Genomic DNA, 26,453 nt, shown 5'->3' on the forward strand with positions numbered 1-26,453 from the left:
ACGATAAAGGGCGGGCGTCCTGTGCCGTCCCGCCCCATAACTTGCAAGCCGGTGCTTCTCAGCGCGCTTCGGGCGCTGCCGCCGCCGCATCGAGCGGCAGGCCGCCCAATTGGGTTACCATATCGGTATAAGCGTTGAGATAGGCGAGCACGATGATCTGGCCGATAGCGGTATTTTCGTAGCCGCCGAAACCCCCGGCAGCCCCTCCGCCCCCGCCGAAAAGGCCGCCCCCAGCGGCCCAGCCAAGATCCTTTTTCTGGAAATACCCTTCGACCAGCGCCTCTTCGACAGTAGTGCGCGCATTGACGAGCGACAGCACGACGTTCGCTTCGCCTTTTTTCACCCGAATGCCGCCCGCAAGCGCCCCTGCAGCGCGGCCGAACAGGCCTCCGACGACACCGCCCAATGCACCTCCGCCCCCGCCGGAATTGCTGTTCGCACTGACAATATCGGGTTGCAGGAAGTAATCGGCAGTCACCACCTGGCCCAGCCCTACATTCTGTCCGTCCTGAAGCTCGCCCTGTTCCTGCAATGCCCGTTCCATCGCGCGGCTCTGCATCGCACGACCTCGGCTGACCATGGTGAAACAACCCGAACGCTGAACGAAAACGCGGATGATCTGTTCTGGGCTGCCGAGATTGAGTTCACGCCACCATTTGTCGTCCGGCTCGACGACCGCAATCGTACCGAGATTTCGGGTGCACCGTGGAATTTCCGTCGTCGCACGATCCTGTGCCTTGCGACCGGACGATTTGCCTTGTGCCAGAACGGGCTGGCACACCAGGCCGGTCATCGACAGTACGGCTAGTGCCGCGAGAAATGCCTTTTTCATAATCCGGGGTCCCCCATTGTGAAAACAGTTCACGGCTGCCGACTTGCTGTCGTGTCTCGCCCGTCGCACGCGACCCGGATCGGCGAAGATTATCAAATGATCGGCATTGCGCTAGTAGGGATGCGTCATTCTGGAAAAAAACGCCTTCCGGGCACTAGGCGCGTTGCCGCCACGTGATGGGGCGGATAGGGAATTGCGCAGCATGATTTTTCCAGCTTATTCCTGATGGTTTCGCAACCTCATCGCATTGTCTTCGCCAATGAAAAAGGCGGAACGGGCAAATCGACGACAGCAGTGCATGTCGCCGTCGCCCTCGCGTTTCAGGGCGCCAATGTCGTCACTTTCGATCTCGATCATCGGCAGCGGACGATGCATCGCTATCTCGAAAATCGCGCAGAAACGATGCGCCGTCGTTCGATCACTCTGCCGACAGCTCGCTGTCATGTCGTCGAAGATATGGACGAAGGCGCCATGGAAGCCTTGATCGAAAAGCAGGCGGCCGGTGCGGACTTTATCGTCATCGATACGCCGGGGCGTGACGACCCGCTCGCTCGGCATTCCGCGACCACTGCCGACACGCTAGTCACCCCAATGAACGACAGTTTCGTCGATTTCGATCTCATAGGTCAGGTCGAAGGGGAGAGTTTCAAGGTAAAGAAGCTGTCCTTCTATGCCGAACTGATCTGGGAAGCGCGGCTGAAGCGCAGCAGGACCTCGATCGAACAACAGCGCGCGCAAATGGACTGGGTCGTTGTCCGAAACCGCACGGGTTATACCGAAGCGCGCAATATGGCCCGTATCGAACAGGCCCTGGGCGAAATGGCGAAACGTGTTGGTTTTCGCGTGGCCAAGGGACTGTCAGAACGCGTCGTTTATCGTGAGCTCTTCCCCTCTGGATTGACCTTGCTGGACAAGGGACAGCTGGGCGATCTTGGCACCAGCCACCTTGTTGCACGGCAAGAGCTACGCGGCCTTGTCGCGAGCCTGCGTTTACCGGGTAGCGGCAACGAAAATTCCGAAGGCGACACGCAGTGATCCGGCTCATAGCGCTTCTGGTGCTGCTCTCGGTTGCGTGTCGCTGGATATTCGGAAAATGGCCATGGGAATACCTCCAAACAAAGCCAGCCAATCAGCTGGGTCTAGAAAAAGCGCGTTCGCTCCTGGGCGTAGGTGTGGGGGCCGATCGCCGCGAAATACGCGAGGCGCATCGTCGCAGAACTGCCATGATACATCCCGACAGAGGCGGTTCGAACGCGGCAATGCAGGAACTCAACGCTGCCCGCGACTTATTGCTAAGTGACACAATTCACGAAAAACCGGAGCGTCCAGAATGAGCCATGCTTTCGATCCCACCGTTCTGCGCGAGTATGACATTCGCGGCATTATCGGGGAGACCTTGGGCCCGGACGATGCGCGGGCAATCGGCCGCGGGTTTGCAACCATGCTTGCTGAGGCGGGTGGGAGCAAGGTTGCCGTCGGATATGATGGTCGGGTCAGTTCGCCTTTGCTCGAACACGCTTTGATCGAGGGACTGACCGCATCGGGCATGGACGTCATCCGGATCGGCATGGGGCCGACACCGATGCTATATTATGCGGAAGCTTCCGCCGATGATGTCGATGGCGGCATTCAGATCACCGGCAGCCACAACCCGGCAAATTACAACGGTTTCAAAATGGTGTTCCAGGGTCGGCCGTTCTTCGGCGCAGATATCCAGGAGCTGGGCCGCCGCGGCGCAGAAGGCGAATGGGCCGACGGATCGGGCGAAGTTGAAAGTCGCGACGTAATCGACGCGTATATCGAACGTATGATCGAGGCACTCAACGGCGTTGAACCAGGTGTGCTGGACAGTCTCAAGGTCGGGTGGGACGCAGGCAATGGCGCTGCCGGCCCCGCTCTTGAAAAACTGACGGCGCGGCTTCCGGGCGAACATCACCTCTTGTTTACCGAGATCGATGGGAATTTCCCCAATCACCACCCCGACCCGACGGTAGAGGAAAATCTCGAGGACCTGCGAAAGCTTGTCGCCGACAAGTCGCTCGATTTTGGTGTGGCGTTCGATGGGGATGGAGATCGCATCGGTGCAATCGATGGCGAGGGGCGCGTAATCTGGGGCGATCAATTGCTCATGATCTACGCGGAAGACCTGCTGGCACGGAAGAAGGGCGCGACGATCATTGCCGATGTGAAGGCCAGCCGAGCGCTGTTCGATCACGTGGCAACACATGGCGGCAATCCCGTAATGTGGAAGACCGGCCATTCTCTGATAAAATCCAAGATGAAGGAAACAGGTTCGCCGCTCGCAGGCGAAATGAGCGGGCATGTCTTCTTCGCGGACGAGTATTACGGGTATGACGATGCACTCTATGCGGGTGTCCGACTGATGACCGCGGCAGCGCGGCTTGGCCGATCGGTTACCCAGTTGCGCGGAGCGATGCCGCCTATGGTCAACACGCCTGAAATGCGGTTTCAGGTCGATGAGAGCCGCAAGTTCGCTGCGATCGAAGAGATCGCCGGTAGGATCGCTGCGAGCGATGCGGTTGCCGACACCACCGATGGTGTGCGGGTAACGACCGACGATGGCTGGTGGCTGCTACGGGCTTCGAACACGCAGGATGTCCTTGTCGCTCGCGCCGAAAGCGAAAGCCAGGAAGGCCTGGACCGACTTGTTGCACAGATCGATGCGCAGCTTGAAGCGTCCGGTCTTCAGCGGGGGCCACAGGCCGGCCATTGATCCAGCGGTAACATCAGGGAGGGAAGTGATGCGAAAATTGGTCAGGACAATGATAGCGATCGCAGCACTTGCTGCTTCGAACCCGCTGTTTGCGCAAGATGTGGACAGCGAGGAGTCCGCAAGTGCAACGCCTGAGAGGATGGAAGAATTCGCGGGTCTGATGGCCGGCCTCTTTCAAACCGAGCCCCTAACTTCAGAGCAGCAATCGCGGCTGCCCATGGCAGAGGCAGTCGTTGGCCAAATGATGCCCGAAGGCTTCTATGGCAAGATGATGGGCGACATGATGGACAAGATGGTGCGTCCGATGGTCTCCATGTTCGCGACACCGGAATTCATCCTGGCCTCACGGCTCGAGGTCGAACAGGAGGCGATCGCGCAGCTTGGCGAGACTGAGCAGGTCGAGATACTGTCCATGCTCGACCCTGCGTATGATCAGCGCGTCGATGTCATCTTGGACGTCCTGACCGGCAAGATGGGTGGCATGTTCTCAGCGATGGAAGGTCCGATGCGGGACGGCCTTTCCAAAGCCTATGCCGTGCGGTTCGACGAGAACCAGTTGAACGACATTTCTGCATTTTTCGCCACACCTACCGGCGCCGTTTATGCGAAAGAATCGATGGCGTTGTTCTCCGATCCACAGGTGATGCAGGCCAGCATGCAGGCATTGCCCGCCATGATGAGCGGATTCGGAGACATGGAATCGTCGATGAAAGAAGCGATGGGTTCGCTCCCCGCCGAACGTGCGTATGCGGATCTTACCTCCGCCGAACGGAGCCGGCTGGCTGAACTTCTGGGTGTGGATGCGGATAGCTTGGGCGAAATCGTAAAGCCGCCCAAGCCTATGGATGAAACGGCCCTCGACCCAGAAATGTAGAGTGGACACGCGGCAACTGCGCGGGGGCGGAACCGAACCCACGGCTCCATCGCTTCTGTCGTGATGCAGTCCGTTGTGCCACCAGAACTGGAACGTTGGTTTGCCGGACGCGGCTGGCGTGTCAGGCGCCATCAGATTGATATGCTGGGCGCCAGCGATGCCGACCGGCACGCCTTGCTGGTGGCCGACACCGGGGCTGGGAAAACACTCGCGGGTTTTATCCCGACGCTGGCCGATTTCACGCCCTCGCGCCTCGATGGTGATAAGCCACCCGAGGGTTTGCACACCCTTTATGTGTCCCCGCTCAAGGCATTGGCACATGACGTGCAGCGCAATCTTCTGACGCCGATCGAAGAGCTCGACCTGCCGATCCGGGTCGAAACCCGTAGCGGAGATACACCTTCCGACCGCAAGAAGCGCCAGCGGACACGGCCACCGCATGTCCTGCTGACGACACCGGAAAGCCTGTCGCTACTGCTTTCCTATCCCGACAGTTTCGAACTGTTCCAGGGGCTGAAGCGGGTGGTGATTGATGAAGTACATGCGTTCGCGACGGGCAAGCGGGGCGATCTGCTCGCCTTGGCGCTGGCGCGGCTACAGGCGATTGCGCCGGGCATGCGGCGAGCGGCGCTGTCGGCAACGTTGGCCAATCCGGAAGGGTTTCGCGAATGGCTGGCGCCGTGGGGGGATATCGACACTGTCCGGTTGGTCGAAGGCGAGGCCGGGGCGCGGGCGGAGGTCGAGATTCTGCTGCCGGACGAGGAGCGCGTGCCTTGGGGCGGGCATGCGGCGACCTGGGCCATACCGCAGCTATACGAGCAGATCAGGGCCAACAGAACAACGCTGATCTTCACCAACACGCGGTTCCTCGCCGAGTACATCTTCCAGAATTTGTGGGATGTGAATGAGGAAAACCTACCGATCGGCGTCCATCATGGCTCGCTGAGCAAGGAAGCGCGGCGAAAGGTGGAGGGAGCGATGGCGCGGGGCGAACTGCGCGCGCTGGTGGCGACCGCCAGCCTCGATCTGGGGGTCGACTGGGGCGATATCGATCTGGTGGTGCAGATGGGGGCCCCGAAGGGATCATCGCGCCTGCTGCAACGCATCGGGCGGGCCAACCACAGGCTCGATCAGCCCAGTCGCGCCTTGCTCGTGCCGGGCAACCGGTTCGAATTCCTCGAGGCAACGGCCGCGAAGGAGGCGGTCGACGAGGGCAAACGCGACGGCGAGGAATTCAGGCCCGGCGGGCTCGACGTGCTGGCCCAGCACGTGATGGCCTGCGCCTGCGCAGCACCGTTCCAGGAAGCCGAGCTGCTGGCGGAAGTCCGCTCGAGCCTGTCCTATGCCTGGCTGGACGAAGAGATCTGGGAGCGTGTCCTCTCTTTCGTGGAAACCGGCGGATATGCCCTGAAGGCCTACGACAAGTTCAAACGCATCGTGCGCGACGCAGACGGCGTCTGGCGCCTGAGCCATCCCGAGCAGGCACAGCGCCACCGCATGAACGCCGGGATCATTATCGATGCGGAAATGCTCGATGTACGCATTAGCGCGGGGCGAGGGCGCGGAGGACGGTCGCTTGGCAAGGTCGAGGAGCGCTTTGCCGCCTCGCTAAGTCCCGGCGATACCTTCGCATTTGCGGGGATGAGCCTCGAGGTGATCAAGGTGCAGGACATGGAAGTCGTCGTGAAGGCGGCCAAGGCCAGCGCCATGATCCCCAGCTACGGCGGCGCGCGGCTGCCGCTGACGACGCATCTTGCCGACCGGGTGCGCACGATGCTTGTCGATCGGGCCGGCTGGGCGCGCTTTCCCGACGACGTACGCGAATGGCTGGAAGTGCAGGATTGGCGCTCCCAGATGCCCGGGCCGGGCCAGTTGCTGGTGGAAAGCTTCCCCCACGCAAAGCGCCATTACAGTGTCTATTACACTTTCGAAGGCTGGAACGCGAACCAGAGCCTGGGAATGCTGATCACGCGGCGAATGGAAGACCGGGGCCTGATGCCGGGCGGGTTCGTGGCAAACGATTATTCGCTCGCCGTATGGGGCCTGAAGCCAGTGCAGGATCCGGCCCCCTTGCTGTCGCCCGACATCCTGCAGGATGAATTCATCGAATGGGTGCAGAATTCGCACCTGCTGCGCCGCGCGTTTCGTGAGGTTGCCGTTATCGGCGGGCTGGTGGAGCGCCAGCATCCGGGAAAGCGCAAGACCGGCAAGCAGGTTACCTTCTCGACCGACCTGATCTACGACGTCCTACGCAAATACGAGCCGGACCACGTTCTTCTCGAAGCGGCGTGGGCGGATGCGCGAACCCGGCTGACAGATGTCGGGCGACTGGGTGATCTGCTGGACCGTTCCGCCGAACAGCTCGTGCATGTCGAGCTCGACCGGGTGAGCCCGCTTGCAGTGCCGGTCATGGTCATGATCGGCCGCGAGGCGACGCCGCAGGGTTCGGTCGACGACGAGCTGCTACTGGAGGCGGAAAGCCTTGCCGGTGCAGCCATGCGGGTGGACGAGGTGGATTTGCCTGCCGACTGAGCGGCATTGGGTGAATGCCAGCCAATGTTCGGCACCGCATAAAAAGAAAGAGGCGGATCGCTCCGCCCCTTTCCCAGTATTCCATCGACGTTCCGCAGGATCAACCGGCCTTGCCGAATGTCCTGTAACGTTCGTTGCCGACGAAGCCGAACTTGGTCACGCCGCTCACCTTGATCAGCTGCAGGACCTTTGCGGAAAGGTCATAGCTGGCGAGCGGTTCGGGTTCGAACTGCAGTTCCGGTTCGACAGCCATCTGTGTCGACTGATCGAGCAGCGTACGCAGCTGGCCCTGATCGATGGAATTGCCGTTCCACAGGATTTCGTCGGTTGCCGTCAGCACCAGCTTGTTCTTGTCCGGCTCGACAGTGACGTCGGGCGGGGTTTGGCTGGGTGCCGGAAGGTCGATGTCAACCGAGTGGGTTGCGACCGGGATGGTGATGATGAACATGATGAGGAGAACGAGCAGGACGTCGATCAACGGCGTCATGTTCATTTCCATCATCGGGGCGCCATCATCGCTACCGCCTGACATTGCCATAGTGGATTACTCCCTAATCTGCTTGGCGAAACGCACGATCAACCGTTGGGGTCGACCGGGTTCGAGATGAAGCCGACGGTGGGATAACCCGCCGCCTGGACGTTGTAGATGGCACCTGCAACGCACGACCACGGAGCATTGACGTCACCACGAATATGGACCTGCGGAATCTTTTCCGGGTCGTTCATGATCACTTCGGGACCGCCGGCGCGCTGCACGATGTTGTCGAGGCGTTCAAAGGCCCGATCGTACAGTTCTTCCGACGTCACCGCGGTGGTGTTGTTGAAATATACCCGGCATTCGCCATTGCGCGATGCGCCCTGGAAGCCGGGTTCGCCGGCGCTAACACCGTTATCGTCACTGGTGCTGACGGTCAGGAGAAGGTTTTCGACCTTGTCCTGAGATTCGACCGATTCGAAAACCGGAATTTCCAGCTTCTCGATGGTCTGGATCGCGACCGGAACCGCGATGAGGAAGATGATCAGAAGCACCAGCATTACGTCCACGAGTGGCGTGGTGTTGATGTCCGACATGGGCGCATTGCCGCCACCTCCTGTCGAAATCGCCATGGTTCAGTTCCTAACGTTCGAAATTCTTGGGTTCGATGCGAGGGTGTCGGGGACGGCCGAAGCCGCCCCCGGGTTCCGATCGATTACTTCTTGACCGTAGTCGTGGTCGTGGTGGTCGCGCCTGCCGGTGCCGTACGAGCAGCCTTGGCGGCCTGCTGCGTCGACGTAGCGGTCAGGGCAGCCGGCTTCACCGTGCCGTTCGAGTTGATGTAGGCGAGCAGGTCGGTCGTGAAGGCGCCGAGCATTTCAGCGATGCGCTTGTTACGACCCTGGAGCCAGTTGTAGGCGAACACGGCCGGAACCGCGACCAGAAGACCGATGGCGGTCATGATCAGTGCTTCACCAACCGGGCCTGCGACCTTGTCGATCGAAGCCGAACCGGCGATGCCGATGTTGATCAGGGCGCGGTAGATACCGATAACCGTACCGAGCAGTCCGACGAACGGTGCGGTTGCACCGACCGTTGCGAGGAACGGCAGGCCGCCAGCAAGCTTGGAGTTGATGGTGTCTTCCGAACGCGCGAGCGAGCCGTGCATCCAGTCGTGGGCTTCGAGCTTGTCGGTCATCTTGGCGTGCTGATCTTCTGCGAGGATCGCATCGTCGACGAGCTGGCGCCATGCGCTGTTCTTGTCGAGCTTGGTAGCGCCGTCACGAAGGCTGTTGGCCTTCCAGAAGTTCGTGCGCACGGCCTTATACTGGCTCATCACCTTGCGCTGTTCGAGCAGCTTGGTGAAGAGAATGTAGAACGAGCCGACCGACATGATCACCAGAACGGCGAGGATCGACCAGGCAATGATGCCGCCCTGTTCCATGGCTTCCATGAAGCCAAAGGAGTTCTGCGGCGCTGCTTCACCCGCAGCTGCAAGAAGTTCGAAGGTCATAACGAATAATCCTTTTGAAAATTCCGATATCCGCCCGCCGCAGCAGGCGCGGGATAATTAATTCAGCTGATAGACGATGGTGGTCGATACCGTGTCCTGCACGGGATCGCCTGCCGCATTGGTGGCGGGGTTGTAACGAGCATAACGCGTCATCCCGTCACACGCTGCCGCATCGAGATCACTCGATCCGCTCGAACGCGAAACACTGCAGGATGATACGCGGCCATCAGGGCTGATGGTCACTGTTACGCCCACAGAGCCTTCGGTGCCTTCACGTTCGGCACGACGAGGGTAGTTGCTCTGAATGCGGCGCGCCCAACCAGACTGACCCCGTGGGGTAGCACCGGAAGTCCGGTCAACGGCCGGCGGTGGCGGCGGTGCTGGGGGTGCCGGCGGCGGAATGACGAGCCGCGGGGGTGCCGGCGGCGGAATCGTCTGTTGCGTCCGGATCGGAGGCGGAGCCGGCGCGATATTGATCGGCGGCGGCGGTGCGACCGGCGGCGGCGGCGTATCCGGAATATCTTCCGGCGGCGGCGGCGGCGGTTCTTCTTCGGGCGGCGGGGGTTCCTCGATATCGATCGTAGTCACACGCTCGACCACCTGCTGGACCGCATTATATGCGAGGCCGGTGATGAGGGCGTAACCGAGAGCGATATGGATGAGGGCAACAATGATGATCGCGACGACGCGATTGCCGCTCATCTGTTGGTCAGCATAAGCCATTCGGTTGCATCACTCCATCGGCGCCCCGGTAACCCGGGGCAGATTGACACCCATTGCGACCCGCCTGAATGGCAAGAAATGGGTGCCGTTAAGGCGTTTGCGCCACCTGGGCACGAAATGCCAAGCGGCAAAGACGCACCGAAGTTCCCGATAAGAACCCGGACGCCTCCCCCCAAGCAACAATGTATCATTTACTCGGGTCCGGCGCGATCCTTACCCAAGGAGCCCCCCCTCCGCAAACGCTTTATCGGTTAACCGCGGATTCAGTGCTTCCCGGGAAGGAACCCTGAATGGCCCCGGTGGTTTTCCGAATCGCGAGCACCGACGCATCAAAAGAAAGATTCTTGCCCATGTCGAATTCCCGAGTGCCTTCACGCCTGCTCCTCGCCTGTGCGGCGCTGGCGATGGTGCCATCCGCAGCGGGCGCTCAGCAGGCGGCGGCGACGGCACCGGCGCTGACCTATGCCGATCTGGTCGATCTGGCCGACACGGCTCCCCTGGTGGTGCGCGCGGAGATCCGCAATCAGGCTACTGTCGAGCGGGAACGCTCCCCGGGTCTCGCCCCGGGTTTCGTAAGGCTTTACGTCGAGGCGCGCACGTCTGCGCTGATCGCGGGCACGACTCCGGTAGGCGAGTCTTTGCGCTATCTGGTCGACGTGCCCATGACGTCGAAAGGCAAGGCGCCCAAGCTGAAGAAGCAGGATGTCATTCTGTTCGCGCGGCCCGTGCCGGGACATGCCGACCAGATCCAGCTGATCGATCCGCAGGCCCAGTTCCCTTACAGCGAGGCGTTCGAGACCCGGCTCCGGCCGGTGCTGTCGTCCCTGCTGTCGCAGGATGCCCCGCCGAAAGTAACGGGGATCCGCGACGCGCTGGCGGTGCAGGGCACGCTGGTGGGGGAATCGGAAACGCAGCTGTTCCTCGATACGGAGAACGACGGTCCGGTATCGGTGACGATCGTGCGCCGCCCGGGTCAGGAGCCGCGCTGGGGTGTGTCGTGGACCGAGATCGTCGATCAGTCCGCGACCGCCCCGCAGCGCAATACGCTGGAATGGTACCAGCTGGCCTGCGCACTGCCGGAGACCCTGCCGACCAATGCCAATCTGTCGCAGGACCCGCGGTCGCGGGAAATTGCGGCGGCGGATTATGCGCTGGTGCGTCAGGCGCTCGGGAGATGTGAGCGGACCCGCGGCTGAACAGGCCCGGCTTCACCCTTTCCAAGACAAACTGGTTCCAACTGACCGGCATGCTGCGCTAGGCGGTCGGGCATGTCTGATCCTTTACGCATAGCCCTCGCCGGGCTCGGCACTGTCGGCACCGGCGTGATCGAGCTGCTCGAAACCAATCGTTCGACGATCGAACGCCGTGCGGGGCGTGCGCTTCAGATCGTTGCGGTCAACGCCCGCGACCGCACGCGCGACCGCGGCGTGGACCTTTCGCCTTTCGCCTGGGTCGATGACATGCAGGCGATGGCTGCCCGGGCGGATGTGGATGTCGTGCTCGAACTGGTCGGTGGCTCGGACGGACCTGCGCTGACGCTGGCGCGGGCGGCGCTGGACGAGGGCAAAGCTTTCGTAACGGCGAACAAGGCGATGATCGCGCATCACGGCCTGTCGCTGGCGGAACAGGCCGCCCTGCGCGGCGTGCCGCTGAAATTCGAGGCCGCGGTTGCGGGCGGCATACCGGTGGTGAAGGGCCTGCGCGAAGGAGCGGCGGCTAACCGTATCGAGCGAATCTACGGTATTCTCAACGGCACCTGCAATTACATCCTGTCGGAAATGGAGCGGACGGGCGCCGACTTCGACGCCATGCTGGCGGAAGCGCAGGCGAAGGGTTTTGCCGAGGCCGACCCCACATTCGACATCGAAGGTGTGGATGCCGCCCACAAGCTGGCCATCCTGTCGGCCATCGGCTTTGGCGCGCGGGTCGATTTCGCCAATGTCGATGCTACCGGTATCGGCGAAGTGCGCGCGGCGGACATCACCCAGGCCGGGACGCTGGGCTATGTCGTCCGGCTGGTCGGCATCGCTTCCATCGACGAAAGCGACGGCACGCCGGCCTTGCTGCAACGGGTTCGCCCGTGCCTGGTGGCCCGCGGCCATCCGCTTGCCGCCGTGACGGGCCCGACCAATGCCGTGGTGGCGGAAGGTAATTTCTCGGGCCGTCTGCTGTTTCAGGGCGCCGGTGCCGGTGCCGGGCCGACCGCCAGCGCGGTCGTCGCCGATCTGATCGACATTGCGCGGGGAGATCTGGGCGCGCCGTTTTCCGTCCCGGTGGAGGAGCTGGAGACATTCCCGCCCGCCGATCCGGGCAATCGCATCGGGCGCGACTATATCCGCTTTACCGTCACCGACCGGCCCGGCGTGCTGGCCGAGATTACCGCGGCGATGCGCGATGCGGAAGTATCGATCGAGAGCCTGATCCAGCGCGGGCGTGACCACGAAGGCGGCGAAGTGCTGGTGGCGATGGTCACGCACGAAGGACCCGAGCGTTGCGTCACCAAGGCGCTCGAGCTGCTGGAGGGATCGCCTAGTCTGACGGCTCCGCCTCTGGTGATGCCGATTCTGAAGGACTGACACTGCTGCCTGGCACGGGGGGTAGGCCGAGCTGCTTTGCCCGCGCGGCGCTTTCCGCTTCGGTGGTTGCGGCACCGCGGCCCAGGGGCGGCAATCCGCGCGAAATCCGGTCTGCATCCGATCCCGGCGGGGCTTCGGGCAGCGTCGAGAAGTCGATGAGATAGGCAGGCGGGGGCGGACAAGGGTTGAGGCCGATGCCGCAGACGCCGCCAATCGTCGCGGGCCCCTGGAAGATGCCTGGCCCATCGACATTGGGAGTACGCAGGTCACCCTTGTTCATGGTCTTGGCAGCATATTCGCGTTCGGCCCGTTCCTTGTCGTAGCCGTATTCACCGCCGTCCGATCGCCTGCGGCACACGATGATCTCGCCCGAGATCGACGCGGCCTCCTCCTCCGCACTGCAATCTTCGGAGGGAGGAAGGTAATCTTCGGGAGGGACGAGAATGTCGATTGTCTCTCCGGATTCGTCCTGCGCGGCAAGCGGGGCGGGCAGTAAAAGACCCAGCACGATGAATGGCCCGACGCGCCAGTGTCTCGACAATGCAAAGCTCCCTGTCTATCCGGCCGCGCATACGAATTCTTGCCAGCGGGTGGATTGCCCATCCATAGCCCTACCAGCTTTCCGAGGACTGAACCCATTATGAACTCGCCTGCCGACAACCCGCTCGATCGCGTCCTCGTCCTCGAAATGGTCCGCGTGACCGAAGCTGCGGCGGTGGCCGCCTCGAGGCTCATCGGCCGCGGCGACGAGAAGGCTGCCGATGCCGCCGCCGTGGAAGCAATGCGCAAGGCCTTCGACACACTCTACATGGACGGCACGGTCGTCATCGGCGAAGGCGAACGCGACGAGGCGCCCATGCTCTTCATCGGCGAAAAGGTCGGCGGGGCGCAGGGCAAGGGTCCCAAGATCGATATTGCGCTCGACCCGCTGGAAGGCACGACGATTACCGCCAAGGCCGGTCCCAACGCGCTGGCGGTGCTGGCAGCGGCGGAAGAAGGGTGCCTGCTCAATGCGCCCGACGTCTACATGGACAAGCTGGCCGTCGGTCCCGGCTATCCCGAGGGAATCATTGACCTGGCAAAATCGCCGACCGAAAACGTGAAGGCCGTTGCCGCGGCCAAGGGTGTCGAGCCCGGCGACATCATCGTCTGCGTGCTCGATCGTCCGCGCCATTCCGATCTCATCGCGGAACTGCGCGACCTCGGCTGCGGCGTGGTGCTGATCGGCGATGGCGATGTCGCCGGCGTGATCGCGGTTACAGACGAAGATACGACCATCGATATGTACATGGGCCAGGGCGGTGCGCCGGAAGGCGTGCTGGCCGCTGCGGCCCTGCGCTGCGTGGGTGGCCAGTTCAACGGTCGCCTCGTTTTCCGCAACGATGATGAGAAGGCACGCGCCGCCAAGTGGGGGATCGACGATCTCGACCGGATCTACACCCGTGACGAGCTGGTGAAGGGCGATTGCATCTTTGCCGCTACCGGAGTCACCTCCGGTTCGCTGCTAGAAGGCGTGAAATATCTGCGTGACGGCCGCATGACGACCGAAAGCGTCGTGATGCGGGCCAGTTCCGGCACGGTGCGCTGGATCAAGGGCGAGCACCGGGCAAAATAAGCTGCGCCGGGCGGGGAAATGCCCGTCTGACATGTTGCATATCCATGACGCTCGGCTAGGCGGGGCGCTCAGCCAGCTTTCCCAAGGATTCGCCGCATGAAGATCATGGCCGCCAATTCGAACCTGCCGCTCGCGCGTGCGATCGCAGCCTATCTCGAAATGCCGCTTGTCGATGCGCAGGTGCGCCGCTTCGCCGACGAGGAAATCTTCGTCGAAATCCACGAGAACGTACGCGGGGAAGACGTGTTCGTCGTCCAGTCGACGAGCTATCCGGCGAACGACAACCTTATGGAACTGCTGATCTGCATCGATGCGCTCAAGCGGGCATCGGCGCGGCGTATCACGGCGGTCGTGCCCTATTTCGGCTACGCCCGGCAGGACCGGAAACCGGGGCCACGGACCCCGATTTCAGCCAAGCTGGTTGCGAACCTGATCACCGAGGCAGGCGCCGATCGCGTTCTTGCAGTCGATTTGCACGCTGGCCAGATCCAGGGTTTCTTCGACATCCCGACCGACAATCTGTTCGCCGCGCCCGTCATGGCCGCGGACATTCAGGCGCGGTATGGCGATCAGGACCTGATGGTCGTGTCGCCCGACGTGGGCGGTGTGGTGCGCGCCCGTGCGCTGGCCAAGCGGCTCGACAACGCGCCGCTGGCCATCGTCGACAAGCGCCGTGACCGTCCTGGCGAGAGCGAGGTGATGAACATCATCGGCGACGTGTCGGGCCGCCACTGTATCCTTATCGACGACATCATCGATTCGGGCGGGACCCTCTGCAACGCCGCGCAGGCTCTGCTCGATCAGGGCGCGAAGAGCGTGACTGCCTACATCACCCATGGGGTGCTGTCCGGCGGTGCGGTTGCCCGCGTCGACGGGTCGGCGCTGGAAGAACTGGTCATTACCGATTCGATCCGTCCGACGGATGATGCCAAGGATTCGCAGCGCATCCGCATCCTGACCATCGCCCCGCTGATCGGCGAGGCCGTTCGCCGCATCGCAGACGAAAGTTCGGTCAGCTCTCTGTTCGATTGACGCTGCGCGGTTCGGCATTCGGATCGCGCCAGGGTCGGGGATTTTCGCTGGTACCTCCAGCCAGAATTTCGACCCTGCGCGACTGGCGGATTTCCATGGTAATCCGCAGCAGCGGATGGCTTCCCCTCTGGAGGCGCCCGGGCGTGGTATCCAGCAGGCTGCGCAATTCGCGCGTCACATGGGACTGGTCGAAATAGCGCAGGCGCATTTCCGGCTCGTCCTCTTCAAGCGCAACTTCGAGCAGCGCCGCCGCCATGTCGAGCGCCCGCGCCCGGCGCATGGCGAAATGCGGGGTGACCCCCCAACTCTTGCGGATCACGCGTTCGAGCGTCCGTCTCGCGATACCCCTGTCATGCGCAAATTCGGCGATCGATGCGCCCGGATCGGTCAGGCACAGCCGTTCGAATTCCGCGAGAAGATCGTGGGGTCGTTTCGGGGAAGCCGCTGAGAAGGACGTCAATAATTGCGTTTCGGCTGCCTCCAGCCACGCCTTGGCATCGTCGCGGGGTATGTAGGCTTCGTGCGGGCGGGCGGCACGATCGAAGGGGTCGAAAGGAAGGATGCGGTCGATCGTCTCTTCGACGGACGGCAGGTCGAGCCCGAGCGTGCCACCGGGCGCGAAATTGACGGTGACTACCTTGAAGGACCCATGCGCGGTAAGCCGCATCATCTTTGTGCAGGGCCCGAAATAGAGTGCCAGGCCCCGTTCGCCCGGACTGAATGTCTGCAAGCCTTCGGCTGTGTGCGCAGACCACTGGGAGCCGAAGATCATTCTCAGGATCGGCTGTTCGCCGAACGTGCCGCATTCGATCGTCTTTCCCTCCGGCAGGTTTACCGAAGTGACGCCCAATCGCGTGACCCAGGGCTTGAGTGTATCGCAAGGCGCGCGATTATAGGCGAGCGGCATCCCGCCGGGGGTCGAGCCGGTCGCGGACGTCATTCCCTGCCATGTCTGGTCGCCCCGATCCTTGCCGGATCGTTGTGGTTTTTCTTCTGACAATGCGGATCATTTCCCCCTTCGATGCGACCCGAAGGGCATGACATTGTCACTATGTGTCGTCTTGACCGGGCCGAGCATTGAGCCAAATGGGTTCAAATGCAAAGAAATTCCGATCTCGCGCTCGCCAATCGTCTCGCCGATGCCGCAGGGGAAGCCATCCGGCCCCTCTTTCGCGGCGAATGGTCGCAGGAGCGTAAACCAGACCAGAGCTTCGTGACCGAAGCCGACCGTGCAGCCGAAGCGGCGATGCGATCGATCCTCGAAAGCGAGCGTTCAGACGATGGGATCATCGGCGAGGAATATGGCACACGCAACGAAGGTGCCGCACGGCAGTGGGTTCTCGATCCGATCGATGGAACGACCAGCTTCATCGCCGGGCGCCCGATCTTCGGCACGCTGATTGCCCTGGTGCAGGATGGCTGGCCGGTGCTGGGCGTGATCGATCAACCCATCGCGCGGGAACGGTGGGTCGGGCAGATCGGCGAAGGGACGACCTTCAACGGGAAGCCCGTGCGCGCCACACCATGCAAGGACCTTTCCGACGCGGTGCTAGGGACCACCAGCCCGCATCAGTTTTCCGGCGGCGACGTCGATGCATTCATGGGCGTCGCCAAGGCGGTGGCCGAACGGAAGATTATTTATGGCGGCGATTGCTACAATTACGGGTTGGTCGCGAGCGGCCATGTCGATGTGGTCATCGAAGCCGGGCTCAAGCTGTATGATTTCGCCGCGCTCGTCCCCGTGGTGGAAGGCGCCGGTGGAGTGATGAGCGACTGGCAGGGCAACCCGCTGGACGCGGGAAGCGACGGCCGCGTGATCGCCCTCGGCGATGCGGCCCGCCTCGACGATGTGCTGGAAGCGATGGGCGGTTCTTCGGCGCACGATCACGGGCACTGATCGACCCCGTTCTCGTTTGCGCTGCATGCGAACGATACTGATAACCGGCGCAGGCAATGGCATTGGCCGCGCCATCGCCATGCATTTTCACGGCCTCGACTGGCGCGTCATCGGGCTGGACCGGGACGCGGAGGCGCTGGCGGAACTGCGCGATGCTCTGCCGCGCGAAACGGCGTTGTTCCTGACAGCCGATATCGGCAGGGAAGGCGCCGTTGCGAGCGCTTTCGAGCGCGTGGAAGACTGGTTGGACGGCGATCCGCTAGACTGCGTAGTGAACAATTCCGGCATTGCCGATCCCTATGCAGGGCCGCTGGAAAAGCTGGCGCTGAAGGACTGGCAGGCGTGGGTAGATGCCAGCCTGACGGCCGCGTTTCTCGTGACCCGATCGGCCCTCCCGCTTCTGCGGCGCGCGCAAACCGCCAGCATTGTGAACATGTCATCCACCCGTGCGGTGATGAGCGAACCGGACACCTTTGCCTATGCTGCGGCAAAGGGCGGTCTCGATGCACTGACCCATTCGCTTGCCGTGTCCCTGGGCCCCAAGATCCGCGTCAATGCGATACGTCCGGGCTGGATCGAAACGGGGCCGTGGCAGAAGACGGGCCAGCGCAGCAATCCGGATCACCGTGCAAAAGATCGCGATCAGCATCCTGCAGGGCGGATCGGACGCCCCGAAGACATTGCCCAGGCGGTCGCCTATCTGCATGAGGCCGGCTTCGTGACGGGGCAGCATCTCAACATCGACGGTGGCATGACGGTCAAGATGATCTACGAGCACTGACATGAGTACGGAGGGTTCACTGGAGGGGCGCATAGCGCTTGTCACCGGGGCTGCGCGCGGGCTGGGGTTTGCGATCGCGCAACGCCTGGTGCGTGCCGGGGCGAGCGTCTGGCTGAATGGTCGTGACAGGGCTGCGCTGGGCGACGCGGCCGACCGGATCGGCAGCGATGCGCGCGTGCTGGCATTCGACATCGGCGATGACGACGCGACCGCAGCGGCCTTCGAAGCACTGGCCGAAGACGGGCTCGACATCCTCGTAAACAATGTCGGCCAGCGTGATCGGCGTTCGCTTGCGCAGCTGCGGCGAGGGGACATGGCCGCCATGCTGGCGACCAACCTTGTCGCTCCCTTCGATCTCGCGCGGCGGGCTGTTCCGTTGATGGAAGCGCGCGGCTATGGGCGGATTGTCAACATAACCTCCATCGCTGCCGAAATAGCCCGCGGCGATGTCCTATATACCGCCAGCAAGGGCGGGCTTGCCGCCCTGACGAGAGCTTTCGCGGCAGAGCTTGGCAGCACCGGCATTACCGTCAATGCGGTGGCGCCCGGCTATTTCGCGACCGAGGCGAACGAGGAAATGTCCACCGATCCGGGCATTGCGCAGCATCTGGAGCGGCGGACATCGCTGGGCCGGTGGGGCGATCCGGGCGAGATCGGCGGGGCAGTGGCGTTTCTCGCATCCCCCGAAGCGAGTTACATCACCGGGCACACATTGGCGGTCGACGGGGGCTACCTGACCCACTTCTGACTTGCTTTTGCCCGCAGAATCGCTAGACGCGCGCCCTTCACCGACACGTGATTCACCGCCGGTCTGGCCGTAAGGGCTGCCAGGGCTGGCGCGACGTGTCTCTGTAAAGGAGATGAAAATGCCCAAGCTGAAGACCAAAAGCGGTGTGAAGAAGCGCTTCAAGATCACCGCAACCGGCAAGGTTAAGCATGGTGTCGCCGGCAAGCGCCACCGCCTGATCAGCCACAATGCGAAGTATATTCGCCAGAACCGCGGCACCACCGTCCTGTCGGAAGCCGACAGCCGTACGGTGAAAAAGTGGGCCCCCTACGGCCTCGACTGAGCGCGATTTAAGGAGAATACGAAATGCCTCGCATTAAACGCGGCGTCACCACGCGCCAGAAGCACAAGCGGATCCTCGATCAGGCGAAGGGCTATCGCGGCCGTCGCAAGAACACCATCCGCATCGCCCGTCAGGCGGTCGAAAAGGCCGGCCAGTACGCTTACCGCGACCGCAAGATCAAGAAGCGGAATTTCCGCGCTCTGTGGATCCAGCGTATCAACGCGGCAGTTCGCGCCGAAGGCCTGACCTATTCGCAGTTCATGCACGGTACCAAGCTGGCCGGCATCGAGCTGGATCGCAAGGTAATGGCAGACCTCGCCATGAACGAAGGCGCGGCCTTCAAGGCGATTATCGAGCAGGCCAAGAAGGCGCTTCCCGCCTAAGGTCCTTGCCCCAAACGACTTTTCGAAAGGGCGCTCCGCAAGGGGCGCCCTTTTTCGTGTGCGCCTTGTCGCTCGCCTACAACCGGCTATACTTCTGGCGTGGAGGGGAGGGGGAGATTGACTGCACATAAAGCTATCGACGTGCGCTTTTTTGCGCCGCCTGCCGACCTCGCTCCGTGCTTCACCAGCTTCTATCGCGTCGAGGTCGATTTACCCGAAGGCGAGATCCTGGAAGATTGGCTGCAGCCGGAATGGGCCAATTTGCGCTTCTTTGCCGGTAATCCCCCGGCGGCCGATTTTACCGATGGTTCGCGGGTGGAAGGCATGCGCTTTCAGGCAACCGGCCCGAGTTCGTGCCCGACGCACTTTACCATCGGTCGTACCCGCATGTGGGGCATCGGACTGTTTCCCCTCGGCTGGGCGCGCTTTGTCGGGCTCGACGCAAGCGAACATGCCAATACCGTCGTCGATGGTGAACGCAGCCCTGCCTTCGCCCCGTTCGTTCCCTTATGCGAAAAGCTGTGTACGCCGGACCATTCGGACGAAGAGCAGTTCGAATGGCTGACCGACTTCTTTCGAAATCTGGCCGATCCACCGCGGGACTGCGCCCGTATTCAGCGCATACACGAAGCCATGGTGGATCCGTATATCGTTCAGGTCGAAGAGCTGGCCCAGAAATGCGGTCTTTCGAAGCGGACGCTGGAGAGGATCTGCCTGCGGCATTTCGGCTTTTCGCCGCGCCTGCTGCTACGGCGGCAAAGACTGATGCGCAGCCTCGCCGCCTTCATGCTGGAGCCGCGGGCGAACTGGTCGCGCGTGATCGACCGGCATTATCACGACCAGTCGCATTTCGTGCACGAGTTCCATGCTTTCATGCAGTGCGCGCCGAGCGAATATGCCGCAAAGCCGCACCCTGTGCTGAGTGCCTTCATGGCGGAACGAAAGAAGGTCTGGGGGTCGCCGGTGCAGACGCTCGACAAGCCCCGATAGCTTTGGCTGCGGGTCTGGAATTGCCAAGGGGACAACTAGAATGTGTGCGGGGGCGCAAGTGATACAGGCTATTGGCCGGGCAGAATGGCGATGAGTAAAGGAGGCGCGCTCGATGCGATTTCCCTGCGGTTCTTCCTGCCGCCGCCAGGGCTGAAGCCCTATGTCACCACCCTCTATCATCTGGAGGTATCCGGATGCCGGCAGGAACCTGTCGAGGACTGGCTGCACCCCGAATGGGCCAATCTGCGCATCATTCCCGATCGGAACGTCGAAGCGGCACTGGGCGGCGGTCCGCTCGAGCGAATGCCACGTGCCCTGCTGACCGGACCGACGAGTGTTACCACGCGGTTCCGCGCCGCCAATGGCAGGTCATGGGGAATCGGCCTGATGCCGCTCGGCTGGGTGCGGCTGACATCTGCCCCTGCAAGCGACTATGCCGACCGCCATGCCGATGTCGACACCGACCCGGCCCTGTCCCGGCTGCGGGCCCTGTGCGATTGTGTCCCGGAGAAGGGCCGCGATCTCGTGGCGGAGCGGGACGCCCTCCTGCGTCACCTCGCGGGAATTTTCGCGGAGCCGGCGGCGCATGAGGCGAAAATACTGCGCTGCGAGCAGGCTCTGGTCGATCCGCACATGCACAGCGTGGCAGAGCTTGCGGGGGCGCTGGGGATGGGAATGCGCACGATGGAGCGGTTCTGCGGCCGCGTGTTCGGCTTCAGCCCGCAGTTGCTGCTGCGCCGTCAGCGCTTCATCCGCAGCCTGGCGAAATTCATGCTCGACCCTTCGCTCAAATGGATCGACACGCTCGACACGCATTATCACGATCAGGCGCATTTCGTGCGCGATTTCAAGCGCTTCATGACTATGTCGCCGAGCGAATACGCCCGGTTGCCGCACCCGATCCTGGCCGCGGCGGCGCATGCACGTATGGCGGTCGCGGGCGAAGCGATGCAGGTGCTGCACAGCCCCGCGGCACAGGTGAAGACGAACGGCCCGAAGGGGTGATGCGGGCGCGCGCCGCCGGTCGGCGGGAAACGGGGCTTTAGCATTTGTGCACATGCGGCTAGGGGCTGCGCAGAGACAATTCCTACAGTTCCAAGCGGATCAGATGACCGACCTCGACCAACTCAAGACCGATGCGCTGACGCGGATCGAAAACGCTCCCGATGCAGCGGCGCTCGAAGCACTGCGGATCGAATTTCTCGGCAAGCAGGGGTCGATTTCGGGCCTGATGAAGACGCTGGGCGGGATGTCGCCGGAAGAGCGGCAGGTGCAGGGGCCGCTGCTCAACGGACTGCGCACGGAGACTGCCGATGCGATCGCTGCGCGCAAGGAAGTGCTTGAAAATGCAGAGCTTGAAGCGCGGCTTGCGGGCGAGAGCATCGACCTGACGCTGCCGGCGCCGGAAGCGCCCAGGGGTTCGGTCCACCCGGTCAGCCAGGTGATGGACGAGCTGGCGGAAATCTTTGCAGACCTTGGCTTTTCCGTCGCGACAGGGCCGGAAGTCGAGGACGACTGGCACAATTTCACTGCGCTCAACATGGCCGAAACGCACCCCGCGCGGGCCATGCACGACACGTTCTACTTCCCGCAAAAGCATGTCGATCATACGTTTGATAATGCGCCGAACACACGCATGCTGCTGCGAACACATACATCTCCGGTGCAGATCAGATCGTTGGTCGAGCGCGGCGCGCCGATCCGCATCATTGCGCCGGGCCGCGTCTATCGCAGCGACAGCGATGCGACCCACACGCCGATGTTCCACCAGGTCGAAGGGCTGGTGATCGACAAGGGCATCCACCTGGGCCATCTGAAATGGACGCTGGAGACCTTCCTCAAGGCGTTCTTCGAGCGCGACGATATCGTCCTGCGCCTGCGCCCCAGCTATTTCCCCTTTACCGAACCATCGGTCGAGGTCGATGTGGGCTGGGAAGACGTGAACGGCCGCAAGGTTCTGGGCGGCGACGGCGATGCGCCGGGCCATGGCTGGATGGAACTGCTGGGCAGCGGCATGGTCAATCGCCGCGTGATCGAATCTGCGGGGCTCGACCCCGACGAATGGCAGGGTTTCGCATGGGGGCTCGGCGTCGACCGGCTCGCCATGCTCAAATACGGGATGGACGATTTGCGCGCCTTCTTCGACGGCGACCAGCGATGGCTTGATCATTACGGCTTTTCGGCCTTCGACCAGCCGACCCTTTCCGCAGGCGTGGGAGCGAAGGCATGAAGTTCTCGCTCGAATGGCTGAAGGATTACCTCGAGACCGACGCTTCGGTCGCCGACATTGCGTCCGCGCTCAACCGGATCGGCCACGAGGTCGAAGGTATCGAGGACCCGGCCGACAAGCTGGCCGGCTTCCGCGTCGCGCATGTGCTGACGGCGGGGCCGCACCCCGATGCGGACAAGCTGCAGGTGTTGAGTGTCGATACCGGCGAGGGTGACCCGCTGCAGGTCGTCTGCGGTGCGCCCAATGCGCGCGCGGGGATGAAGGGCGTGCTCGGCCTGCCGGGCGCTGTGGTCCCAGCCAACGGGATGGAACTGCGCAAAAGCGCGATCCGCGGCGTCGAATCGAATGGCATGATGTGTTCCGTGCGCGAACTGGAACTGGGCGACGAGCACGACGGCATCATCGAACTGCCCGAGGATGCGCCGACGGGCACCAGCTTTGCCGAATATAGCAACGCGTCGCCCGTGTTCGATGTGGCGATCACGCCAAACCGGCCCGACTGCATGGGCGTGATGGGTATCGCGCGCGACCTGGCCGCAGCCGGGCTCGGCACATTCAAGGCGCCCGAAGTGCCTGCGATAGAAGGCGAGGGCGCGTGCCCGACCGAAATCCGGATCGACGATCCCGAAGGCTGCCCCGCGTTTTACGGACGCGTCATCAGGGGCGTGACCAATGGGGCATCGCCCGACTGGATGCAGCGCCGCCTCAAGGCTGCGGGCCAGCGCCCGATCAGCGCACTGGTGGACTGCACCAATTACCTGATGCTTTCGACCGGCCGTCCGGCCCATGTCTACGACCTTGCCAAGCTGAGCGGGGCCGTGACCGCGCGCCGCGCCAAGAACGGCGAGACAGTCGAGGCGCTGAACGAGAAGACCTATACGCTCGACGACACGATGACCGTGATCGCCGACGATGCCGGGGTGCACGACATCGCCGGGATCATGGGCGGTGAACATTCGGGCGCGGGCGAGGATACCAGCGACGTGCTGCTGGAAATCGCCTATTTCGATCCCACGCGTATCGGCGTGACGGGGCGCAAGCTGGGTCTGGCATCCGATGCGCGCACGCGCTTCGAACGCGGGGTCGATCCGGCGTTCCTCGACGACGGGCTCGCGCTGCTGACCGACCTGATCGTGCAGACCTGCGGCGGTGCACCGACACAGGTAGTGCGCGCCGGCGAAGCGCCGAACCAGCCGAAGGTCGTTGCGTTCGATCCCGGCCTGACGGCACGGCTCGGCGGGGTGGATGTGCCGCAGGACGAGCAGCGCGCTATCCTGGAAGCGCTGGACTTCCAAGTGGCAGGCGACTGGCAGGTGACCTGCCCGCTGCGCCGCCACGATATCGAAGGCCCCGCCGATCTGGTCGAGGAAGTGGTCCGCATTTACGGCCTCGACAAGGTCGAAAGCGTCGCGCTGCCGCGCGTCGAGGGCGTGGCCCGGCCAACCGCCACGCCGCTGCAGCAGGTCGAGCGGAAGCTCCGCCGCGCCGCTGCCGCGCGCGGGCTGAACGAAGCGGTGACCTGGTCCTTCCTGCCGACTGCCGACGCGGAATATTTCGCGGACGGAGCGCAATTGTGGGTGCTGGACAACCCGATCAGCGAGGACATGAAAGCCATGCGCCCCTCGCTCATCCCCGGGCTGCTGTCTGCCGCCAAGCGTAATGCCGACCGCGGCGCTGCCGGTGCGCGCCTGTTCGAAATCGGGCGACGGTATTTTGTCGGGAAAGACGGCGCGAGCGACGAGAAGCCGACGCTTGGCGTGGTGCTGGCGGGCGAAAAGACCGCGCGCGGCTGGAGCACGGGCAAAGCCGTGCCGTTCGACGCCTATGACGCCAAGGCCGAAGCCATGGCGCTGCTCGAAGCGGCCGGCGCGCCGATCGACAATCTGATGGTGATGGGTGAAGCGGGCGACCAGTTTCATCCTGGCCAGTCCGCCACGCTGCGGCTGGGCCCCAAGAACGTGCTGGCCCGGTTCGGCGCGCTGCATCCGCGCACGCTGAAGGAATTCGACGCGGACGGTCCGGTGATGGCGGTCGAGATATTCCTCGACGCGCTGCCCGCGAAGAAAGGCGGCGGGAGTTTTGCGCGCGCTGCCTATGCACCGCCCGCCTTGCAGACGATCAGCCGCGACTTCGCCTTCCTCGTACCGGGCGAACTGGCCGCCGCCGATCTGGTCCGCGCGGTAAAGGGCGCGGACAAGCAGGCGATCGTTTCCGCGCGCGTGTTCGACGTGTTTGCCGGGCAGGGCGTGCCGGAAGGCAAAAAGTCGGTAGCGGTAGAAGTGCTGCTGAAACCCGGCGAGAAGAGCTTCACCGATGCGGAGATCAAGGCGATTTCCGACAAGATCGTGGCTGCTGCTGCGAAGCAGGGCGCGGAGCTGCGGGGGTGACACGCACGCGCAGCCCGATCCTCGCGCTTGGCCTGCTGCTTTCCACGGCCTGCACCGGCGCGGCGGCGCAAGAGGATGGCTGCGTCATGACGCAGGGCGACCGGACGTGGCTGAAAGGCGCGCTGGACAATTGGCAGGTGTCGGCGCAGCGCGATCTGGGCATCGATCCGGACCCGCTGCCCGACGTGGTGACGCTGGACGACCGCTGCCTTTACATCATGCCGGCGGGGCGGTTCGATCGCATGGTCGGCACGCCGCATGAGGGCCGCCCCAGCCTGCCCGACGGGCGCGAGTTGCCGCTGGGGCCCGTATCCTTTGCGACCGGCAGTGCGACGGATTATTTCGTGATGAGCCTGCCCAGCGTATGGCGCGCCGCCAATGTGCAGAGCGGGCTTGGCGTGGAAGGGCTGATGGACGGGGTCCTGCTGCACGAGATCATGCATACGCGACAGGGCGGACTGGCCGGACCGCTGCTTGACCGGCTGGGGCGGGCGAACGGCGTTTCGGAAGACGACCTCAACGACGACATGGTGCAGAACCGGTTCGGTGATGATGCAGCCTATCGCGCGGCCTATGAGCGCGAGCGCGATCTGCTGTTCGCCGCCGCTGCTGCGCCCAGCGATGCGGAAGCACGCCGTATCGGGCGCGACGCGCTGGCGGCGATGCGCGACCGGCGGGCGCGCTTCTTCACCGGCAAGCGGCGGTTCTATCGCGCGTTCGACGACATTTTCCTGACGATGGAAGGCATGGGTCAATGGCTCGCCTATCGTCACTATATGAGCCCACGCGGCGGATCGCTGGATGCGGAAACGGCGCTGCGGGAAGTGCGCCGCGACGGTAGCCAGTGGTCGCAGGATGAAGGACTGGCGCTGATGCTGCTGGTCGACCGGTTGCTGCCGAACTGGCAGGCGCGCGCTTTCCGGGATCCGCAGTGGCGGGCCGAGGCGCTGCTGGCAGCCGCTACAGGAGTTCGAAGATGACACAGACACGTACCGCATTCGTAACCGGCGCCACCGCCGGAATCGGCGAAGCCACCGTCCGCACGCTGGTGGCGAACGGCTGGCGCTGTGTCGCGACCGGGCGGCGGCAGGAACGGCTCGATGCGCTGGTGGCGGATCTGGGCGCGGACAAGGTCCACCCGGCCTGTTTCGACGTGCGCGACTCAGCGGCCATGGATGCCGCGATCGCCGCTCTGCCCGAGGATTTCGCCGGGATCGACCTGCTGGTCAACAATGCCGGGCTGGCGCAGGGCCTGTCGCCCGCGCAGGAATCCAATCTCGACGACTGGCAGACGATGATCGACACCAATGTGACGGCCATGGTGGTGCTGACCCGCAAGCTGCTGCCCGTGCTGATCGAGCGCAAGGGCGCGATCATCGCCATCGGTTCGGTTGCGGGCAGTTACATCTATCCGGGCGGCAACGTCTATGCCGGGTCGAAGGCCTTCGCGAACCATTTCACCCTGGCGCTGCGGGCCGATCTGCACGGCACCGGCGTGCGGGTGACCAGCATCGAGCCGGGCATGGTCGAAACCGAATTCACGCTGGTGCGCACCGGCAGCCAGGAAGCGAGCGACGATCTGTATCGCGGTGCCAATCCGATGACCGGGCAGGACATCGCCGATACGATCCTGTGGATCGCGCAATTGCCCCCGCATCTCAACATCAACCGGCTGGAACTGATGCCGGTGAACCAGGATTTCGCAGGGTTCCGGGTGGCCAGGGAGCCCTAGCGAACGCGTCGGTCCCGCGAAGGCGGGAACCCCGTCAAGCGCCGCGCTTGCCCGACCCTGGATCCCCGCCTGCGCGG

The 26,453-nt window shown here is 63.2% G+C and carries 26 protein-coding genes; 19 read left to right on the top strand and 7 right to left on the bottom strand.

Annotation, left to right across the window (positions count from 1 at the left end):
* Nucleotides 1-58 precede the first annotated feature (58 nt).
* Nucleotides 59-832: a CsgG/HfaB family protein gene (locus ACIGGE_RS04880; protein ID WP_221596915.1), complete on the bottom strand. Its 774-nt coding sequence runs from the start codon at nucleotides 830-832 to the stop codon at nucleotides 59-61.
* A 225-nt stretch (nucleotides 833-1,057) separates the two neighbouring features.
* Here ACIGGE_RS04880 and ACIGGE_RS04885 point away from each other — a divergent pair, with 225 nt between their 5' ends.
* The 4 genes from ACIGGE_RS04885 (at nucleotide 1,058) to ACIGGE_RS04900 (ending at nucleotide 6,972) form a co-directional block, all read left to right on the top strand.
* Nucleotides 1,058-1,867 (top strand): division plane positioning ATPase MipZ, encoded by an 810-nt coding sequence (locus ACIGGE_RS04885; protein ID WP_397489602.1) that lies wholly within the window; start codon nucleotides 1,058-1,060, stop codon nucleotides 1,865-1,867.
* Nucleotides 1,868-2,162: 295 nt separating this feature from the next.
* Complete coding sequence (gene pgmG, locus ACIGGE_RS04890; RefSeq protein WP_397489603.1) at nucleotides 2,163-3,566, top strand: phosphoglucomutase/phosphomannomutase PgmG; 1,404 nt, start codon at nucleotides 2,163-2,165, stop codon at nucleotides 3,564-3,566.
* Between the two features lie 28 nt (nucleotides 3,567-3,594).
* Nucleotides 3,595-4,440, top strand: coding sequence for a DUF2059 domain-containing protein (locus tag ACIGGE_RS04895; RefSeq protein WP_397489604.1), 846 nt, complete (start codon nucleotides 3,595-3,597; stop codon nucleotides 4,438-4,440).
* A gap of 63 nt (nucleotides 4,441-4,503) precedes the next feature.
* Nucleotides 4,504-6,972, top strand: a complete 2,469-nt coding sequence (locus tag ACIGGE_RS04900; RefSeq protein WP_397489930.1) for a ligase-associated DNA damage response DEXH box helicase — start codon at nucleotides 4,504-4,506, stop codon at nucleotides 6,970-6,972.
* Between the two features lie 100 nt (nucleotides 6,973-7,072).
* Here ACIGGE_RS04900 and ACIGGE_RS04905 read toward each other — a convergent pair whose 3' ends face one another.
* From ACIGGE_RS04905 to ACIGGE_RS04920, 4 genes are all read right to left on the bottom strand, one after another.
* On the bottom strand, nucleotides 7,073-7,510 hold the full coding sequence (locus tag ACIGGE_RS04905; RefSeq protein ID WP_103024622.1) for a biopolymer transporter ExbD: 438 nt from the start codon (nucleotides 7,508-7,510) through the stop codon (nucleotides 7,073-7,075).
* A 38-nt stretch (nucleotides 7,511-7,548) separates the two neighbouring features.
* Nucleotides 7,549-8,079, bottom strand: a complete 531-nt coding sequence (locus ACIGGE_RS04910) for a biopolymer transporter ExbD (protein WP_173830083.1) — start codon at nucleotides 8,077-8,079, stop codon at nucleotides 7,549-7,551.
* Nucleotides 8,080-8,162: 83 nt separating this feature from the next.
* Nucleotides 8,163-8,960 carry a MotA/TolQ/ExbB proton channel family protein gene (locus tag ACIGGE_RS04915; RefSeq protein WP_103024621.1) on the bottom strand — a complete coding sequence of 266 codons (798 nt, stop codon included), beginning with the start codon at nucleotides 8,958-8,960 and terminating at the stop codon, nucleotides 8,163-8,165.
* Nucleotides 8,961-9,017: 57 nt separating this feature from the next.
* Complete coding sequence (locus ACIGGE_RS04920; RefSeq protein ID WP_103024620.1) at nucleotides 9,018-9,683, bottom strand: TonB family protein; 666 nt, start codon at nucleotides 9,681-9,683, stop codon at nucleotides 9,018-9,020.
* A 350-nt stretch (nucleotides 9,684-10,033) separates the two neighbouring features.
* On the opposite strand from ACIGGE_RS04920, the gene ACIGGE_RS04925 reads away from it, so the two are divergent.
* Together ACIGGE_RS04925 and ACIGGE_RS04930 are read left to right on the top strand one after the other, a co-directional pair.
* Entirely contained in the window at nucleotides 10,034-10,879 is an 846-nt protein-coding gene (locus ACIGGE_RS04925; protein ID WP_397489605.1) for a hypothetical protein, read from the top strand.
* Nucleotides 10,880-10,951: 72 nt separating this feature from the next.
* Complete coding sequence (locus ACIGGE_RS04930) at nucleotides 10,952-12,259, top strand: homoserine dehydrogenase (protein ID WP_272020090.1); 1,308 nt, start codon at nucleotides 10,952-10,954, stop codon at nucleotides 12,257-12,259.
* Here the strand turns inward: ACIGGE_RS04930 and ACIGGE_RS04935 are convergent.
* Nucleotides 12,213-12,800: a hypothetical protein gene (locus tag ACIGGE_RS04935; protein ID WP_397489606.1), complete on the bottom strand. Its 588-nt coding sequence runs from the start codon at nucleotides 12,798-12,800 to the stop codon at nucleotides 12,213-12,215. The two genes, ACIGGE_RS04930 and ACIGGE_RS04935, sit on opposite strands and share 47 nt — an antisense overlap.
* A 99-nt stretch (nucleotides 12,801-12,899) precedes the next feature.
* On the opposite strand from ACIGGE_RS04935, the gene glpX reads away from it, so the two are divergent.
* Both glpX and ACIGGE_RS04945 read left to right on the top strand, forming a co-directional pair.
* Entirely contained in the window at nucleotides 12,900-13,874 is a 975-nt protein-coding gene (glpX, locus tag ACIGGE_RS04940) for a class II fructose-bisphosphatase (protein WP_103024617.1), read from the top strand.
* Nucleotides 13,875-13,970: 96 nt separating this feature from the next.
* Complete coding sequence (locus ACIGGE_RS04945) at nucleotides 13,971-14,906, top strand: ribose-phosphate pyrophosphokinase (protein WP_103024616.1); 936 nt, start codon at nucleotides 13,971-13,973, stop codon at nucleotides 14,904-14,906.
* Here the strand turns inward: ACIGGE_RS04945 and ACIGGE_RS04950 are convergent.
* Nucleotides 14,887-15,846, bottom strand: coding sequence for an AraC family transcriptional regulator (locus tag ACIGGE_RS04950; protein WP_301641927.1), 960 nt, complete (start codon nucleotides 15,844-15,846; stop codon nucleotides 14,887-14,889). The two genes, ACIGGE_RS04945 and ACIGGE_RS04950, sit on opposite strands and share 20 nt — an antisense overlap.
* Before the next feature lie 156 nt (nucleotides 15,847-16,002).
* Here ACIGGE_RS04950 and hisN point away from each other — a divergent pair, with 156 nt between their 5' ends.
* From hisN to ACIGGE_RS05005, 11 genes are all read left to right on the top strand, one after another.
* A complete protein-coding gene (gene hisN, locus ACIGGE_RS04955; RefSeq protein WP_397489607.1) occupies nucleotides 16,003-16,803 on the top strand; it encodes a histidinol-phosphatase in 801 nt (266 codons plus the stop codon).
* A 25-nt stretch (nucleotides 16,804-16,828) separates the two neighbouring features.
* On the top strand, nucleotides 16,829-17,584 hold the full coding sequence (locus ACIGGE_RS04960; protein ID WP_397489608.1) for an SDR family NAD(P)-dependent oxidoreductase: 756 nt from the start codon (nucleotides 16,829-16,831) through the stop codon (nucleotides 17,582-17,584).
* Between the two features lies 1 nt (nucleotide 17,585).
* Complete coding sequence (locus tag ACIGGE_RS04965) at nucleotides 17,586-18,332, top strand: SDR family oxidoreductase (RefSeq protein ID WP_397489609.1); 747 nt, start codon at nucleotides 17,586-17,588, stop codon at nucleotides 18,330-18,332.
* 118 nt (nucleotides 18,333-18,450) lie between these two features.
* Nucleotides 18,451-18,654, top strand: a complete 204-nt coding sequence (rpmI, locus tag ACIGGE_RS04970) for a 50S ribosomal protein L35 (protein WP_050601380.1) — start codon at nucleotides 18,451-18,453, stop codon at nucleotides 18,652-18,654.
* A 23-nt stretch (nucleotides 18,655-18,677) separates the two neighbouring features.
* The gene (gene rplT / locus ACIGGE_RS04975; protein ID WP_103024611.1) at nucleotides 18,678-19,037 is read left to right on the top strand and encodes a 50S ribosomal protein L20; all 360 of its coding nucleotides are present in this window, start codon (nucleotides 18,678-18,680) and stop codon (nucleotides 19,035-19,037) included.
* A 117-nt stretch (nucleotides 19,038-19,154) separates the two neighbouring features.
* Nucleotides 19,155-20,027, top strand: a complete 873-nt coding sequence (locus tag ACIGGE_RS04980) for a helix-turn-helix domain-containing protein (protein WP_397489610.1) — start codon at nucleotides 19,155-19,157, stop codon at nucleotides 20,025-20,027.
* Nucleotides 20,028-20,117: 90 nt separating this feature from the next.
* A complete protein-coding gene (locus tag ACIGGE_RS04985; protein WP_397489611.1) occupies nucleotides 20,118-21,032 on the top strand; it encodes a helix-turn-helix domain-containing protein in 915 nt (304 codons plus the stop codon).
* 103 nt (nucleotides 21,033-21,135) lie between these two features.
* Nucleotides 21,136-22,257 carry a phenylalanine--tRNA ligase subunit alpha gene (gene pheS, locus ACIGGE_RS04990; RefSeq protein ID WP_196847356.1) on the top strand — a complete coding sequence of 374 codons (1,122 nt, stop codon included), beginning with the start codon at nucleotides 21,136-21,138 and terminating at the stop codon, nucleotides 22,255-22,257.
* Nucleotides 22,254-24,644, top strand: coding sequence for a phenylalanine--tRNA ligase subunit beta (gene pheT, locus ACIGGE_RS04995; protein WP_397489612.1), 2,391 nt, complete (start codon nucleotides 22,254-22,256; stop codon nucleotides 24,642-24,644). Before pheS ends, pheT begins: the two co-directional genes overlap by 4 nt.
* Entirely contained in the window at nucleotides 24,641-25,624 is a 984-nt protein-coding gene (locus tag ACIGGE_RS05000; protein ID WP_397489613.1) for a hypothetical protein, read from the top strand. Before pheT ends, ACIGGE_RS05000 begins: the two co-directional genes overlap by 4 nt.
* Nucleotides 25,621-26,376 carry an SDR family NAD(P)-dependent oxidoreductase gene (locus ACIGGE_RS05005; protein WP_397489614.1) on the top strand — a complete coding sequence of 252 codons (756 nt, stop codon included), beginning with the start codon at nucleotides 25,621-25,623 and terminating at the stop codon, nucleotides 26,374-26,376. The genes ACIGGE_RS05000 and ACIGGE_RS05005 overlap by 4 nt, the downstream gene beginning before the upstream one ends.
* Nucleotides 26,377-26,453: the final 77 nt, after the last annotated feature.

It is taken from the genome of Qipengyuania sp. NPDC077410, from assembly GCF_044543405.1.
Classification (GTDB): domain Bacteria; phylum Pseudomonadota; class Alphaproteobacteria; order Sphingomonadales; family Sphingomonadaceae; genus Qipengyuania; species Qipengyuania pacifica.